This window comes from Pseudoalteromonas undina (assembly GCF_000238275.3).
Taxonomy (GTDB): domain Bacteria; phylum Pseudomonadota; class Gammaproteobacteria; order Enterobacterales; family Alteromonadaceae; genus Pseudoalteromonas; species Pseudoalteromonas undina.
The window spans coordinates 268,686-283,973 of sequence record NZ_AHCF03000002.1 but is presented as its reverse complement, the minus strand read 5'-3'; the positions used below and the strand labels follow the sequence as shown (position 1 = coordinate 283,973).

At 42.0% G+C, this 15,288-nt stretch carries 18 protein-coding genes, 3 tRNA genes and 1 riboswitch; of the genes, 5 read left to right on the top strand and 16 right to left on the bottom strand.

What is annotated here, in order from left to right; genetic code table 11:
* Positions 1 to 51: 51 nt before the first annotated feature.
* The 5 genes from PUND_RS01925 to PUND_RS01905 all read right to left on the bottom strand — a co-directional run bounded on the left by PUND_RS01925 (position 52) and on the right by PUND_RS01905 (position 3,224).
* Complete coding sequence (locus PUND_RS01925) at positions 52 to 378, bottom strand: hypothetical protein (RefSeq protein ID WP_010390549.1); 327 nt, start codon at positions 376 to 378, stop codon at positions 52 to 54.
* Between the two features lie 10 nt (positions 379 to 388).
* Entirely contained in the window at positions 389 to 595 is a 207-nt protein-coding gene (locus tag PUND_RS01920) for a PspC domain-containing protein (protein WP_010390548.1), read from the bottom strand.
* A 10-nt stretch (positions 596 to 605) separates the two neighbouring features.
* Positions 606 to 1,286 (bottom strand): PspA/IM30 family protein, encoded by a 681-nt coding sequence (locus PUND_RS01915; protein ID WP_010390546.1) that lies wholly within the window; start codon positions 1,284 to 1,286, stop codon positions 606 to 608.
* A 261-nt stretch (positions 1,287 to 1,547) separates the two neighbouring features.
* Positions 1,548 to 2,480, bottom strand: coding sequence for a tRNA dihydrouridine(20/20a) synthase DusA (gene dusA, locus PUND_RS01910; protein ID WP_041709650.1), 933 nt, complete (start codon positions 2,478 to 2,480; stop codon positions 1,548 to 1,550).
* A 123-nt stretch (positions 2,481 to 2,603) separates the two neighbouring features.
* Positions 2,604 to 3,224: a MarC family protein gene (locus tag PUND_RS01905; protein WP_008115498.1), complete on the bottom strand. Its 621-nt coding sequence runs from the start codon at positions 3,222 to 3,224 to the stop codon at positions 2,604 to 2,606.
* A gap of 92 nt (positions 3,225 to 3,316) precedes the next feature.
* Between PUND_RS01905 and PUND_RS01900 the strand changes: the two genes are divergently transcribed.
* The 3 genes from PUND_RS01900 to PUND_RS01890 all read left to right on the top strand — a co-directional run bounded on the left by PUND_RS01900 (position 3,317) and on the right by PUND_RS01890 (position 4,707).
* On the top strand, positions 3,317 to 3,751 hold the full coding sequence (locus PUND_RS01900) for a transcriptional repressor (protein ID WP_008115496.1): 435 nt from the start codon (positions 3,317 to 3,319) through the stop codon (positions 3,749 to 3,751).
* Positions 3,752 to 3,814: 63 nt separating this feature from the next.
* Positions 3,815 to 4,282, top strand: a complete 468-nt coding sequence (locus PUND_RS01895; protein WP_010390540.1) for a chemotaxis protein CheX — start codon at positions 3,815 to 3,817, stop codon at positions 4,280 to 4,282.
* Positions 4,279 to 4,707: a secondary thiamine-phosphate synthase enzyme YjbQ gene (locus PUND_RS01890; RefSeq protein WP_010390538.1), complete on the top strand. Its 429-nt coding sequence runs from the start codon at positions 4,279 to 4,281 to the stop codon at positions 4,705 to 4,707. The genes PUND_RS01895 and PUND_RS01890 overlap by 4 nt, the downstream gene beginning before the upstream one ends.
* Before the next feature lie 128 nt (positions 4,708 to 4,835).
* Here the strand turns inward: PUND_RS01890 and PUND_RS01885 are convergent.
* From PUND_RS01885 to orn, 4 genes are all read right to left on the bottom strand, one after another.
* Positions 4,836 to 4,911: transfer RNA gene (locus tag PUND_RS01885), tRNA-Gly, on the bottom strand.
* 48 nt (positions 4,912 to 4,959) lie between these two features.
* Positions 4,960 to 5,035 (bottom strand) — tRNA-Gly (locus tag PUND_RS01880).
* A 130-nt stretch (positions 5,036 to 5,165) separates the two neighbouring features.
* Positions 5,166 to 5,241 (bottom strand) — tRNA-Gly (locus tag PUND_RS01875).
* Positions 5,242 to 5,394: 153 nt separating this feature from the next.
* Entirely contained in the window at positions 5,395 to 5,940 is a 546-nt protein-coding gene (gene orn, locus PUND_RS01870) for an oligoribonuclease (protein ID WP_010390535.1), read from the bottom strand.
* 122 nt (positions 5,941 to 6,062) lie between these two features.
* On the opposite strand from orn, the gene rsgA reads away from it, so the two are divergent.
* Positions 6,063 to 7,121, top strand: coding sequence for a small ribosomal subunit biogenesis GTPase RsgA (gene rsgA, locus PUND_RS01865; protein ID WP_041709652.1), 1,059 nt, complete (start codon positions 6,063 to 6,065; stop codon positions 7,119 to 7,121).
* Between the two features lie 14 nt (positions 7,122 to 7,135).
* Positions 7,136 to 8,002, top strand: a complete 867-nt coding sequence (asd, locus tag PUND_RS01860; RefSeq protein ID WP_010390533.1) for an archaetidylserine decarboxylase — start codon at positions 7,136 to 7,138, stop codon at positions 8,000 to 8,002.
* 111 nt (positions 8,003 to 8,113) lie between these two features.
* Here asd and PUND_RS01855 read toward each other — a convergent pair whose 3' ends face one another.
* The 7 genes from PUND_RS01855 to PUND_RS01825 all read right to left on the bottom strand — a co-directional run bounded on the left by PUND_RS01855 (position 8,114) and on the right by PUND_RS01825 (position 15,225).
* Positions 8,114 to 8,893 (bottom strand): HesA/MoeB/ThiF family protein, encoded by a 780-nt coding sequence (locus PUND_RS01855; protein WP_041709645.1) that lies wholly within the window; start codon positions 8,891 to 8,893, stop codon positions 8,114 to 8,116.
* On the bottom strand, positions 8,877 to 10,403 hold the full coding sequence (gene thiE / locus PUND_RS01850) for a thiamine phosphate synthase (protein WP_010390530.1): 1,527 nt from the start codon (positions 10,401 to 10,403) through the stop codon (positions 8,877 to 8,879). Before thiE ends, PUND_RS01855 begins: the two co-directional genes overlap by 17 nt.
* Positions 10,404 to 10,424: 21 nt before the next feature.
* Entirely contained in the window at positions 10,425 to 11,216 is a 792-nt protein-coding gene (locus PUND_RS01845; RefSeq protein ID WP_010390528.1) for a thiazole synthase, read from the bottom strand.
* Between the two features lie 5 nt (positions 11,217 to 11,221).
* Positions 11,222 to 11,416 carry a sulfur carrier protein ThiS gene (thiS, locus tag PUND_RS01840; protein WP_010390527.1) on the bottom strand — a complete coding sequence of 65 codons (195 nt, stop codon included), beginning with the start codon at positions 11,414 to 11,416 and terminating at the stop codon, positions 11,222 to 11,224.
* Between the two features lie 6 nt (positions 11,417 to 11,422).
* A complete protein-coding gene (locus tag PUND_RS01835) occupies positions 11,423 to 12,424 on the bottom strand; it encodes an FAD-dependent oxidoreductase (protein WP_010390525.1) in 1,002 nt (333 codons plus the stop codon).
* Positions 12,425 to 12,527: 103 nt separating this feature from the next.
* A complete protein-coding gene (gene thiC / locus PUND_RS01830; RefSeq protein WP_010390524.1) occupies positions 12,528 to 14,480 on the bottom strand; it encodes a phosphomethylpyrimidine synthase ThiC in 1,953 nt (650 codons plus the stop codon).
* Between the two features lie 141 nt (positions 14,481 to 14,621).
* Positions 14,622 to 14,728: riboswitch (TPP riboswitch) on the bottom strand.
* Between the two features lie 98 nt (positions 14,729 to 14,826).
* Positions 14,827 to 15,225: an META domain-containing protein gene (locus PUND_RS01825; RefSeq protein ID WP_010390523.1), complete on the bottom strand. Its 399-nt coding sequence runs from the start codon at positions 15,223 to 15,225 to the stop codon at positions 14,827 to 14,829.
* Positions 15,226 to 15,288 lie beyond the last annotated feature (63 nt).

Genomic DNA, 15,288 nt, shown 5'->3' with positions numbered 1-15,288 from the left:
ATATAGTCCAAATTTATCATAATTCCCTAATATTAGGCAGCTAATTTAAGTTTAAGAAGCCACTTTTTTGTTATCTGCGATTAACCAGCACAACCCTGCCACAAACAATAATGGCCAAGCAATCATCAGTGATCCGAATAAAAAGGCTAATATAGTTCCAGCCAGTGCCACCATCGCCGCGCCAACAAGCCCCATAGTTACCAAAGCAGCAATCGCAATAACAACAATAATGGCGATTAACGCCCCAATAAGCTCTATACCAGTCCAACTAATATCTGAGATCCACAACGGAAATTGCCATACATCAAAATGAATTATCGAGCCGCTATTAATCAAAAATAATGTAACAATAAGTAGGCATACGGCGAGAGTTTTCATGTCGTTCCCCTTACACTGCTTTTTCTTCAAGACAACAGTGCGCAATTAAATAACCTAGCGCCACTGCAAACGGAAAACTTAAAAATAATAAAACGGTGACTAAACGAGTAGACCATACCGGAAAGTCTAATCGGTAGGCTAACCCACTACAGACACCTGATATTTTTTTGTTAAGCGTATTTTTATACCAACGACGATGCGTATTAAAATTATTCATAACAATCTCCTTAGGCTGTTTGTTTGTTAGCAGTATTTAAACTCGCTTTTAAACTTGCCAGTTCTGCATCAATTTTTTCGTTTTTAACCAGTGACTCAATTTGCGTCGCAGTATTGCTCGCTGTATCTGTCAGCTCATATGCTTCAACCTGCGATTCAACACTCTCAACACGACGCTCAATTTGCTCAAATCGTGATAAAGCAGTGGCCACTTTATCGCTCTGCAGCTGAGTATTTATCTTTGCTCTTGCCTCAACCACATTTTCACGCTTTACAAGTTGTGCTTGCTTAGCTTTAGCCTGTGTCATTTTTTGCTGTAGGCGCTCACAGTCCTCTGTGATTTTTACAATTGATTGCTGCAATGTCTCAAGCTGTGTTTGTAAGCATTCTATGTTTTTTTCAACTGTGTGTTTTTCAGCTAGTGCTGATTTAGCTAAATCGTCACGATTTTTTGCAATGGCATGTTCGGCCTTTAATTGCCAATTTGTGAGCGCTTGTTGTTTATTGCTTATTTGACGTTTAATATTTTTTTCTTCACATAATAATGCCGCCGCGGTGCTACGACACTCATTAAGCGCCTCTTGCATTTCGGTTAGCATCAAATTAAGTAGTTTTTCTGAATCTTCAGCTTTATCAAGCATAGCTACGATATTTGCTTGAATGACGTCGTTTACGCGATTAAATATACCCATGTTATTCTCCTGATGATTTTTTATTTATACATCAACAGGATTCCAAGAGTTATGCCAACAACTTAAAATTCTTTTATTTTCATTAAATATCAATAATTTAAATTATTTTTGGCGGGTAAGTTAATGACTAGTCACTGAATGAAATTAAGTCGAATTGGCTAATAAATTACATTTTTGACTAAAATTTGGGATCAAAAAAAGCCACCTGAGGTGGCTTTTTCTATAAAGAGGATCTGTTACGCCAATTGCATTAAATTGGCATTACTCGGGTACGTAACTTAACGCTTTATCCATAACACTTAAATCAGCTTGCTTACCATGACCATTTTCAGATAAGTGGCGTCTAAAGCCACGCGCACCGGGTTGCCCCTGAAAAATACCCAGCATGTGGCGTGCAACATGCCAAAAATTAGCCCCTAAACGCATCTCTTCTTCAATATAATCATACATAGAGCGTACAACATCATGTCGAGACTGAGTATTAGCCGCATCACCATAAATTTTTTCATCTACTTCATTAAGCATAAATGGATTACTGTAAGCCTCTCGGCCCACCATAACCCCATCTATGTACTGTAAATGCTCAAGACTTTGCTCAATGGTTTTAACACCACCGTTAATACTTAAATCAAGTTGAGGGTAATCTTTTTTAAGCTGATAAACTCGGGGGTAGTTAAGCTCAGGAACTTCGCGATTTTCTTTCGGGCTCAATCCTTTTAGCCATGCTTTGCGCGCATGAATAATAAAGTCATCACAGCCAACTTTATGTGAAGCCTCTATCAAAGCACATAAAAATTCATAAGAATCTTCCTCATCAATACCAATACGAGTTTTAACTGTAACCGGAATATTCACTTCACTTTTCATTGCAGCAACACACTCTGCAACTAAATTAGGCTCGGCCATTAAACAGGCACCAAAACGTCCATTTTGCACACGATCTGACGGACAACCTACATTAAGGTTTATTTCATCATAACCGCGCTCACCAGCAAGCTTGGCACACTGTGCTAGCGCTTGCGGGTCTGATCCACCTAATTGCAATGCCACAGGGCCTTCGTGCTGATTAAAATGCAAGTAGTCACCACGACCGAATAAAATAGCGCCAGTTGTGATCATCTCAGTGTAGAGCACGGTGTGTTTTGTCATTTTACGATGAAACGTACGACAGTGGCGATCAGTCCAATCAAGCATGGGTGCCACGCTAAAGCGCCGATTTAAAGTACGTTTATCCAAAATGTGATCCTCAAAAATTTATAATTTAAGCACAGCTTAAACGGCGCTGCATTTTACACAAAAGCCCTATGCGCAGCAATATTAAGCAAACACTTGCAAGCCAAAGTATTGTGCAATACCGTTTAAAATATTAGTCACCGCGACTGAGCTTAAAATTAACCCCATAATTCGACTAATAATACTCGCCCCGCTATCACCTATTATTTTATGTACATGCGTAGCAAGTAATAACAAAATCAGTACCACCACTAAAACAGCTAACATCATTGATGAAGTAATCATTTGTTCAACCCAGGTATATTCCTCATTGCGTGTCATTAATACCGCACCTAACATGGCACCGGGACTGGCTATTGATGGGATAGCGAGCGGAAAAATAGCGGTTTCAGTGCTGTCTCTAACACTTTTAATTTCAGCTTCAGGCTTGCTTTCACCAAAGGTCATGGAGAGTGCAAAAATTAATAAAATTAAACCACCCGCTATTTGAAATGCCGAGAGCGGGATCTCAATCACATTCAGTAATTGCTCGCCAGCAACTACAAAAAATAACAGCACTAAAGCAGACACACCCACGGCTTTAAAAATCACTTTACGCTTAAACTTGTCGTCATCTCCACGAGTTACGGCGATAAAAACCGGGATTGTGCCAATTGGATCGATAACCGCAAAAAAGAAAATAAATATAGCTAATAGTTCATGCATTAATGAGTACCTTTTCACTAAATCGGTTAATAAAACGCTGCAACTACAATACAGTATGTTAGTATATCACGGCAGCGTAAGGATGAGAGAAGATGAATATAGAATCACTCGTAAGTAAAGCAAAACAAGTGTGCGACAACCGTGGTGCGCGATTCACACCAATTCGCGAGAAGGTATTTCGTTTATTGGCCAGTGCCCAAGGTGGTGTGGGGGCGTACGATTTACTTGAGCAATTGAAAGTCACTGAAACAGGTGCTAAACCTGCAACGATTTATCGTGCTTTAGACTTTTTAGCCGAACTCGGTTTTATTCATAAAATTGAAAGCACCAATGCATTTATGCTGTGTCATCATTTTGATCATATTCATCCTGTTCAGCTATTAATTTGTGATAGCTGCGGCTTTGTTAAAGAGCTGCACTCAACAGTAATTTCACATGAGCTCAATAACTTGGCAGCCGAAAGTGGCTTTGTAGTTTCCGGGCAAACAATAGAAGCACATGGTAAATGTGACTCTTGCCGAGCATAGGTAAGCGACTATAGCTATACTTTGCGTATAACCTTTATCAGTACCAATTTAAGGACATCTAATATGAATGTAGAGTTCATTAATCCCTTTTTAGCTTCTTTGATGAATGTATTGAGCACTATGGCTCAAACTCAGTTAAAACCAGGCAAGCCACGCATTAAAACAGATGAGATAGCCTGTGGTGATGTATCGGGATTAATTGGTATGGTTGGCCCTCAAACTCGCGGTTCATTTTCAATTACCTTCGACGAAGGTTTAGCGCTGACCATTATGGAACGAATGTTAGGCGAACGACCAGACGACATAAATGAAGAAGTGACCGACATGGTCGGTGAAATAACTAATATGGTTACCGGTGGTGCTAAGAATTTATTAGGTGAAAAAGGCTATGATTTTGCCATGGCAACACCCATTGTTGTGTCTGGTAAAAACCACACTATTACTCACAAAAGTGACGGCAAAAAAATTCTTATGCCGTTTACCAGTGACGCAGGTAATGCAAATATAGAAGTGAGTTTCGATAAGCTATGAGCTGGTCGCAAACCACAATTACATTAAAGCCTCGCTCGCGGGGCTTTCATTTAATTGATAACGACATACTCAATCAACTCCCACAAATAAGCCAATTTAAAGTTGGTTTATTACACTTATTTATTCAACACACCTCAGCCAGCTTAACCATTAATGAAAATGCCGATCCTACCGTGCGTATGGATATGGAAAGCCACTTTAATCAATTTGTTCCAGAGCGCCAGCCTTATTACCGTCATGACTATGAAGGCGATGATGATATGCCTGCCCATATAAAAACCAGTACCTTAGGTTGCGAATTAACTATCCCGATTAGTCACGGTCAGTTAGCGCTGGGAACTTGGCAAGGAATATACTTAGGTGAGCACCGTGATCATGGTGGTTCAAGGCACATTATTGCAACTTTGCAAGGCGAAGCGTTTTAGATTTTACAACATAGATCATTCGCACACATTGAACATTTCAAAAAAGTTACATAAATTAAATTTATAATGATTCGCGTATGGGTCATTTTTTGCTATTTGAGAATGAATATCTGGAAAGTAAATAAGATTGGAGCGGTACACGAGGCTCGAACTCGTGACCTCGACCTTGGCAAGGTCGCGCTCTACCAACTGAGCTAGTACCGCATTTAATATCGTATTCTAATTTTACTACAATTTCTTTTGGTTAGAAATTGGAGCGGCACACGAGGCTCGAACTCGTGACCTCGACCTTGGCAAGGTCGCGCTCTACCAACTGAGCTAGTGCCGCATTCAAAATAGTCAGTAATTTGTCCGTTGGTGCGCGACGGGTCGCGTTCAACATTCTGGCAACTGAGCTAGTGCCGCATTATATCAACTTTAACTTTTTGTCTTGTGCTGCAATTTCTTTGGTGAGAAATTGGAGCGGCACACGAGGCTCGAACTCGTGACCTCGACCTTGGCAAGGTCGCGCTCTACCAACTGAGCTAGTGCCGCATTCTAGGTTCTAGGTTCTAGGTTCTAGGTTCTAGGTTCTATCAATATTAAACCTGTTCTTTTAACCTAAGCCCAAACACACTAACCCCGCGGGGGTTATCGTCTTGAGCGGGGCAGGATTCTACAATAATTAGGGGGCTTTGCAAGTATTTTTTATAAATTAAAAAACTTTTCTCGGTAAACCTTTAATTCCATAATCGAATCTTTAATGTCGTCTAACGCTAAATGCGACCCTTTTTTATTCACTTGAGCCAACACATCTGGTTTCCAACGACGAGCAAGTTCTTTAATGGTACTGACATCTAAATTACGGTAATGAAAAAAGTCTTCAAGCTCGCGCATATACCTATTCATAAAGCGACGGTCTTGGCCTATCGAGTTACCACACATAGGTGAAGCACCCGCTGGCACCCATTGCTTTAAAAACGCGAGGGTTTGTTCCACGGCATAAGCTTCATCAAACGTGCTTGCCTTACAGCGAGCCGTTAATCCAGATTTGCCATGCTGAGTTGTACACCACTCATCCATGCCATCCAGTAGTTCATCACTTTGATGAATGGCAATCGTTGGCCCTTCGGCTAATATATTCAGATCAGCGTCAGTGACAACAGTTGCAATTTCAAGTATTTTGTCAGTCTCTGGTTCAAGTCCGGTCATTTCCAGATCGAGCCAAATTAAATTTGATTTATTAATAGTCATAATTACCTTAAACGGTGCTTTTCTTTAGATCCAACGCATTTCGATATATCATATTAGCATCAACCGTCGAGCTAAAGCTTTTTTTGGCAAACTCGGCATTTAACTCAGGTTATAGGCCTCAAGTGGCAAAACAGAAAAAATTAAGTAAAGGCCAATCCCGTAGGATCAAGGCCAATCATCAAAAGCGTTTATCGAATGCCGATAAAAAACCGGCAAAAGTCGGCGCGCAAGAGTGGCAAACAGATAATTTAGGTCAAGTGGAAAATGCGATTGTTATTAGCCGCTTTGGCCAACATGCCGACGTAGAAACCCAAAATGGCGATGTTCTTCGCTGTAATATTCGCCGTACCGTATCGAATTTAGTATGTGGCGATGAGGTATTATTTCGTCGTGCAAAAGTAAGTGAAGGCGATTTAGCGGGTGTTATTGAAGCAACTCAAGAACGTCGTTCACAGTTAACGCGCCCTGATTTTTACGACGGTGTAAAAGTTATTGCCGCGAATATAGACCAAATTTTAATGGTATCAGCAGTATTGCCTGAGTTTACGCCAAGCATTATCGACCGCTATTTAATTGCCTGCGAAGACATGGGCATTGAGCCGATTTTAGTACTTAATAAAATTGATTTAATTGATGAAACTGGTTTAAACGAAATCCAACAAATACTCGATATTTACCGCAAACTTAATTACCAGGTGCTGCTAGTTAGTAATATAACCGGCGAAGGCATTAATGAATTAAAAGAAGTACTTGTAGAAAAAAACAATATTTTTGTTGGCCAAAGTGGTGTGGGTAAATCCACCTTAGTAAACACAGTGCTGCCGGATGCTGAAATTTTGACTAAAGAAGTGTCTGAAAACAGCGGTCTAGGCCAGCACACCACCACAGTATCGCGTCTGCATCATTTACCAAGTGGCGGTAACTTAATTGATTCACCGGGTATTCGTGAGTTTGGTTTATGGCATTTAGATGTTGAACGAGTCACTTGGTGCTTTAAAGAATTTAGAGAGTTTATAGGTGGATGCCGTTTTAGAGACTGTAAACACTTAAACGATCCAGGCTGTATAATTCAGCAAGCAGTCGCTGATGGCGATATCTCAAAGTTACGTTTTGAAAGCTATCATCGTATTTTAGAAACCATGGCCGATGGCCGTGCCGGCGCGCGTGCGCCTCGCGTATAATTAGGGAAAAACCTGTGAGTTTAGATAAATTTAAAATCGCCATGCAATATGCTATGCCAAAGCACTTTATTTCTCGTGTAGTAGGTAAGCTTGCAGCTGCAAAAGCGGGCGCATTAACAACAACGCTAATTAAATTATTTATTAAACAATACAAAATAAATATGAGTGAGGCTAAATATTCTGACCCTGCTCACTATAAAACCTTTAATGAATTTTTTACCCGTCCGTTAAAAGACGGTGCTCGTCCCATGGTTGAAGATGAGGATATTATTATTCACCCTGTTGACGGCGCAATCAGCCAACTTGGCGATATTGTTGACGGCCAACTAATCCAAGCTAAAGGTCATGATTACAGCTTACAAGCGTTGCTAGGTGGCTCAGAAGACGACACAACGCCGTTTTTAGGCGGTAAATTTGCAACTATCTACTTGGCACCAAAAGACTACCACCGTATTCATATGCCAATTGATGGCACGCTAAGCAAAATGATTTACGTACCGGGCGATTTATTTTCGGTAAATCCACTTACCGCGCAAAACGTACCGAATTTATTTGCCCGTAACGAGCGTGTAGTAGCAATTTTTGAAACTGAAATTGGCCCGCTTGCTATGGTCCTTGTAGGCGCAACAATTGTTGCTAGCATAGAAACTATTTGGGCTGGCACAGTCACTCCACCAGCTGGCAGCGATGTGTTTAGCTGGAACTACCCAACTAAAGGCGAAAACATGATCACCCTTAAGAAAGGGGAAGAAATGGGCCGCTTTAAATTAGGCTCAACAGTTGTGCTTGCATGGGGTGCAGATAAAGCCGATATTTTTGATGATCAACGCCCTGAAACGGTAACTCGTTTAGGCACTGCGTTTGCAAAAATTGATGATTAATAAATAGTACCAGTTGTCAGATCGAAATTAAAAAGCACCGCGTTTATTGTATTGAACGCGGTGTTTTTTTGTAGACGAAGAGCTTGCTCAGGTTAAAAGCGAAGCTGTTCATTACTCATACTTACCGCACTCTCTACACGCTAAATTTTTAGCCATCTTAAAATGCTGTTGCTTTAAGCTTAATGCGTCAAAGGTTATAAACACACTCCCACCACAATGACCTAACAACATATTAAGAGTTAGCTGTGCCTGCATAGAGCCAATTACACCAAGTAAGGGACTAATAACGCCCGCATTGTCGCAATTAACAACAGGGTTAGCATCATTTTGTGGAAATACGCAGCCATAGCAAGGGCTATCTGTTTGCCTAAAGTCAAAGCCCATTAATTGCCCTTGGGTTGCTAGCGCTGCTGCAGAAATTAGTGGTGTTTTGTTGTTTACGCAAAAACGATTGACGGTGTAACGAGTCGCAAAGTTATCAGAGCAATCAAGTACGATATCGGCGTTACTAAATAGTGCATCACTGTTAGCATCGCTCAACTTTTGCGAGTGAGTCACTATGTTTATTTGATTGTTAAGGCTCGCAAGCACCTTCCCTGCTGCATTTACTTTTTGCTGCCCTAAGTGATTCACTTTATACAGTATTTGCCGCTGTAAATTAGAGAGTTCAACGGTATCGTCATCAATTAATATTAGTGTGCCGATACCAGCAGCTGCTAAATAAAGTAGCGCAGGACTTCCTAGTCCACCTGCACCTACCACAGCAACCGTTGCCGCTTTAAGTGTTAACTGCCCCTCAAGCCCCACCTCTTTTAATAATAAGTGGCGGCTATAACGTAGAGTTTCTTTGTCGCTGAGCTGCTGCGTTTGCATGTTAGCAGGCATTCTCATTTATCACCGATTTTAAGGTATTGATTGCCTCTACATAATCATCAGCCTCGGTAATAGCACGTACCACGGCTACACTGCCCACGCCAGTTTTAGCAACCTCTTGCGCCCTATTTAAATCAATTCCACCAATAGCCACAGTAGGATAACTTTGCATTAATGGCACAAATCGAGTTAGCTTTTCAAGCCCTTGAATTTGCCCTGCCATGTCTTTGGTGGTGGTAGGGTAAATCGCGCCAAAGGCCATGTAGCTTGGGCGGTAATTATGCGCCCGAAGCATTTCATAAAAGCCATGGGTAGAAAGCCCAAGTCGCAGGCCTGCTTCTTTTATAGCCGCTAAATTTGCACTCTCTAAGTCTTCTTGTCCTAAATGCACACCATAGGCGCCATGTTTAATTGCCAGCTGCCAGTAATCGTTAATAAACACATGCGCACTGTATTGCTGACCCAAAGCGACCGCGCTTGCGACTAATTGTTCCAGCTCATCTTCGCTTTTATTTTTAACTCTTAACTGCGCTGTTTTAATACCATTTTGTAAGCATTTTTCTAACCACTCTACACTATCGACTACCGCATAAGCGCCAAGCGCTTTGCTTTCACACGCAGCAAAGTCAGCTGCCATATTAAAATCAAGCGGTACATCAAAATCTAGCTCATCACCCAACCAACTACCCGCTTCAATCACTTGAGGGTAATGCGCTAGGTCAGTCGGAAACGACGTTTGTGCAACCGGCCCTATCCCCTCGCCATAGCGAACTGATTGCTTTAAACCTTGGTTTATATAGGCTTTAGCTAAAATAAACGCATCTTTTAACGGATAGTCTTTTGCAAGACATGCAGCAATAACAGACGCCATACTACAGCCAGTGCCATGATTGTGCGGAACCTGAATTTTTTCATTACCCAACCAGTACTCTTCATTACCTTGTGAGCAGTAATCAATACAGTAACCACTTGGGTAGTCCCAATGCCCGCCTTTTATAACCACCGCTTTGGCACCCCATGCCATTAGTTTGCTTGCTGCTTCTTTAATTGCTGCGGGGCCAATTAAATACACACCTGTTAATAACTGTGTTTCATGGGTATTAGGGGTAATTACATCCACCAGCGGTAATAGGCATTCTTTAATCGCGCTTACAGTGTCTTCTTCTGTTAGTACGTCACCGCTTGAGGCAATAGCCACAGGGTCGTACACAATCACCGGCGGGGTTGGCCACTTCGCTTTGTAATGGCTAATATGCTCACTGATCAATTGAATTTGCTGCACGTTAGCTAACATACCAATTTTAATTACTTTGGCTTTCATGTCTTTTTCGAGTGCCAATAACTGCGACTCAATCACATCAGTAGAGACGGCATTAATCGCCTCAACGCCTAAACTGTTTTGTGCTGTTAGTGCGGTAATCGCAGTACAACCGTGCACACCAAAGCTTTGCATTGCTTTAATATCAGCTTGAATACCTGCGCCACCGCCGGAGTCTGAGCCCGCAATCGTCCATACTACATTGTTCATAATGACCTACTTCCTAATTTTTTACGTTTGATGCCAAAATGGCATACCCATGGTGGGGGTTGATGGGGCCGCAACGTCTTTTTCTGGCATTGCTTTGGCGTTATAAGCAAAGCGCCCTGCTTCAACAGCTGCTTTAAATGCACGTCCCATGGTAATAGGGCAACCCGCACCCGCTATGGCTGAATTTAATAATACCGCATCATACCCTAATTCTAAGGCTTGGCAGGCATGCGATGGTAAACCTAACCCAGCATCAACAATTAATGTGCTGTTAGGTAAACGCTCCCGTATCGCCTTTAAGTTATAACTATTTAATAATCCCTTACCGGTACCAATTGGCGCGCCCCATGGCATCAGCACCTCGCAGCCTAACTCATCTAATCGTTGGCAAAGCACTAAATCATCGGTGCAGTAAGGCAGTACTTTAAACCCATCTTTGATTAAAATTTCAGTGGCTTCAAGCAAAGCAAAAGGATCTGGTTGTAAGTTATAGTCATCGCCAATTAATTCCAGCTTAATCCAATCGGTAGCAAATACTTCTCGACACATTTTAGCTAAATTAATGACCTCTTTAACACTGTGACATCCTGCTGTGTTAGGTAAAACTTTGAGTCCTGTATTCTTTATAAGTTGCCAAAAATCATCTCCTGCGGCTGCACTTTGCTGGCGACGTAAAGACACAGTAACAATATCCGCTCCTGAAGCATTAATTGCTTTTGTCATCGTCGCGGGAGATGGGTAAAGCGCAGAGCCAATCAGTAATCTGCTTGAAAATTGCTCGCCATAAATAGTGATATTATCGGGAGGTAACATAATGGTTACCCTCCTTGAATCGGAGATAACACATCAATGCAATCACCATCATTAAGTGTGTAGTTAGCATGTTGCTCTTGAGGTACAAACTGGCCATTAATGGCTACTGAAAATGGTGCTTTAGCACCATACTCAATTAAACACTGTTTTAGTTCGCTACTTGTTAGGGTGAGCTCTTTACCATTAATTATTATATCCATCATTCCTCACTCTATTCTGGCAACAGCATCAGCAACTAAACTCGGCGCGAGCATGTAGCCATGGCGGTATAATCCATTAATACTAATTACCTGCCCCAGTTGTGTAACTTGTGGGCAGTTATCGCTAAACGCAGGGCGAAGCCCGGTTTGAATATTTAGCAGTCGAGCCTCGGCAAAACCGCTGTGCACTGTATAAGCGGCTGAAAGTAACTCCAACGTTGAACGCACCGTTGCCGCCCCGTTATCTTGAGACTCAATTTCGGTGGCACCAATCACATATTCATGGTTCGGCTTAGGTGCTATATAAATAGGATAACGCGGATGCATTAACCTCACTGGCCGAGATAAATTAACCTCGGGTGCATAGAGTCTTGCCACTTCCCCGCGCACGCCTCGAAGGGGCTGTTCTTGTTTGGCTCCAAGCCCTCTGCAATCAATAATGTAATCAAACTCTCGATTATTCACTTTGTTATCAAAGATGCTGGCGCGCTGATTAAATACAAACTTTACTTTGCGCTTATTTAGCAACCTAAAGCTGGCTTTGTAAAAGGCTTGGTTATCTATCTGCGCTTCACCGGGCAAAAATAGGCCTTGGCTAAATCGACCAGCCAGTTCAGGTTCTAGTTGCTCAATTTGCTGTGCATTAATTGCTTGAGCACTAAAATTTAGTAACGGCTTGATTCGCTGTGCAAAGCTTTGTAAGTCGCCTTTATCCTGCGGATGAGCAACCACTAGGGTACCTTGCTGTTGAAAAAATACCTCGCTATTTAGTTGTTCTAAAATAGCAGGCCAGCGAGTAATAGAATCCACTCCCATTAAAGCCAATTCACGTTCGCACATAACAGACTCAGCTAGGGGGGCTAGCATCGCTGCTGCCACTTTACCGGCACTGTTCTGAGTATGTTCATCATCGGCTTCAAATACGGTAACACGATGTTGCTTACTTAACTCAAGCGCGGCCAACCGCCCTGCTAAACCAAAGCCCACCACAGCAATGTCATAAAACATAAACACTCCTACATTTAGCTGCGAGCTGCGGGTCTCTGGCTTCGAGCAACAAGGTGCTAAAATAAACATTTCGCTACTCGATGCTCGCAACCCGCAACCTATTTTATATTGCTTTATGGTAAATCTCTGAGCCTGTTTGCTTAAACTCTTCAGATTTGGCTTTCATCTCGGCCTCAACATCAACCATTTTGATTTCAATGGCATCACCCACATTATTAGGATCAATACCGCGCGCTTGTAGATCTTTGGCGTAGTCGCGTACTTCTTGGGTTATTTTCATGGAACAAAATTTAGGGCCACACATAGAACAAAAATGCGCCACTTTGCCTGATTCTTGCGGCAGTGTTTCATCATGATATTCACGGGCACGAACCGGGTCTAAACCAATATTAAATTGGTCATGCCATCTAAATTCAAAGCGCGCTTTTGATAGCGCGTTATCTCGCTCTTGTGCGCCAGGGTGACCTTTCGCTAAATCGGCGGCATGAGCGGCAATTTTGTAGGTAATAAGGCCTTCTTTAACGTCTTCTTTATTTGGCAAACCTAAATGCTCTTTGGGTGTTACGTAACACAACATGGCACAGCCATACCAAGCAATCTGCGCTGCACCAATACCCGAGGTAATATGATCATACCCAGGGGCAATATCTGTGGTCAGTGGGCCTAAGGTATAAAATGGCGCTTCATCGCAATGTTTAAGTTGCTCATCCATATTGGCTTTGATCATATGCATAGGCACATGCCCAGGGCCTTCTATGAACACTTGTACATCATGCTTCCAAGCTATTTTAGTCAGTTCCCCTAAGGTACGAAGCTCACTAAATTGCGCTTCATCGTTCGCATCGGCAATAGAACCCGGACGTAAACCGTCCCCTAGTGAAAAACACACATCGTATTGTTTTAAAATTTCACAAATATCTTCAAAGTGAGTGTATAAGAAGTTTTCTTTGTGGTGCGCTAAACACCATTTAGCCATAATTGAGCCACCACGTGACACAATACCGGTTACGCGCTTTGCTGTCATTGGTACATAACGTAGCAGCACACCAGCATGAATGGTAAAGTAATCAACGCCTTGTTCTGCTTGTTCAATCAGGGTGTCGCGAAATATTTCCCAGGTTAGGTCTTCTGCTACGCCATTTACTTTTTCAAGTGCTTGGTAAATTGGAACAGTACCGATAGGTACTGGTGAATTACGTACCAGCCATTCACGGGTTTCGTGAATGTAACGTCCTGTTGATAAATCCATTACTGTGTCAGCACCCCAGCGGGTTGACCACACCATTTTTTCAACTTCTTCTTCGATAGATGAACCCACTGATGAATTACCTATATTGGCGTTAACTTTAACTAAAAAGTTACGACCAACAATCATAGGCTCGGTTTCTGGGTGATTAATATTATTAGGCAAAATAGCGCGTCCACGAGCAATTTCATCGCGAACAAATTCAGGAGTAATAAACTCAGGAATACTCGCGCCAAACGACTCCCCTTTATGCTGCGCAGCTAGTAACTCTTCACGTATTTGCGCACGCCCCATGTTTTCACGTATCGCTACATATTCCATTTCTGGGGTGACTATCCCTTGGCGAGCATAATGCATTTGCGTGACATTTTTACCCGTTTTTGCACGGCGAATTTTTGGCAAGTGTTCAAAGCGAATATGATCTAGCCCATCATCAGCCATACGCTGCTGTGCAAACTGTGAGGTTACCGACTCGAGTACTTCGGTATCATTACGGCTCTCAATCCATTGTTCACGGTATTTATTAAGTCCCTTGCGCACATCCAATTTAAATTCAGGGTCGGTATACGGGCCTGATGTATCGTAAACACGCAGTGGTGCATTTGACTCATATACTGGGTTTTGCTCATCACCACCAATAAAAGTATCGCTCAATGTGATTTCACGCATACCCACACGTACATTTTCTTGCGTGCCTTCAACATACACTTTATGAGAACTTGGGAATGGTTGCCCTGTAAGGTTATAAATATAATCTGATGCGGCCGCACGAGTTTCGCGACGGGTGGCTTTATTTGTTGTATTTGACATGACTTACCTCATTGCTAAAGGGTTGTCTTGTCAGATATTCCGCTGAGGAATAGAGAAAGATCGTAAAGTAGCTTTATGCGACTTTGCGGCCTAAGACGGATGTTGCTTTTTTGTGCGCATAAAAAAAGACGCACAAGCGTCCTAGTTAGGCAGCTTGTTCCCTACGCAGGTATTAACCTGATCAGGTTCACGGATCCCGCTTTCGCGATCTCAGCCTAAATAAAACTTAGGCACTCCGACAAGTATTTGAATTTTTCGTTGATTTGATAATGTTTTGATCAAATCTGCGATGAGTGTACGTCAGTTGAAAATTCCCTGCAAGGGGCTGTTTTTCAAAACTCAAAAATTATTTTGGGATAAACACAAATTTTTGTTCAGCTTGCATTACCAATGTTTGGTCTTGCATGTTAAGCACTGCACCTTGCTGCAGAGCTTGTAAAAACTGTTGTTCAAACTCATCCAGTTCAGGGCCACATGATTTACGTGTCATACCTAATTTGCTTACGCTCAGGCTACTGTCTTCAAGTGAGCCTTCACCAAAAAACTTATTACATCCGGCAAAGCCGTTTATTTGTAGCGCTTCTATAAAACTCATTGATGCTTTAAAGGACGCGGGAATAGCCAAATCATCAACCTTTGATAATTGCCATTGTGTATATTTTAGCTGCTCAGTGGTAACTGTCCCTGTTGATGCGCAACCAACACATAAACCGATTACGAGCATCGGTATTGCTGCTAATTTCATGTTACTACTAACTTATTGTCTAATTAATGTAATAGTATCAATATTTGTCAGGTTTATCCGTTA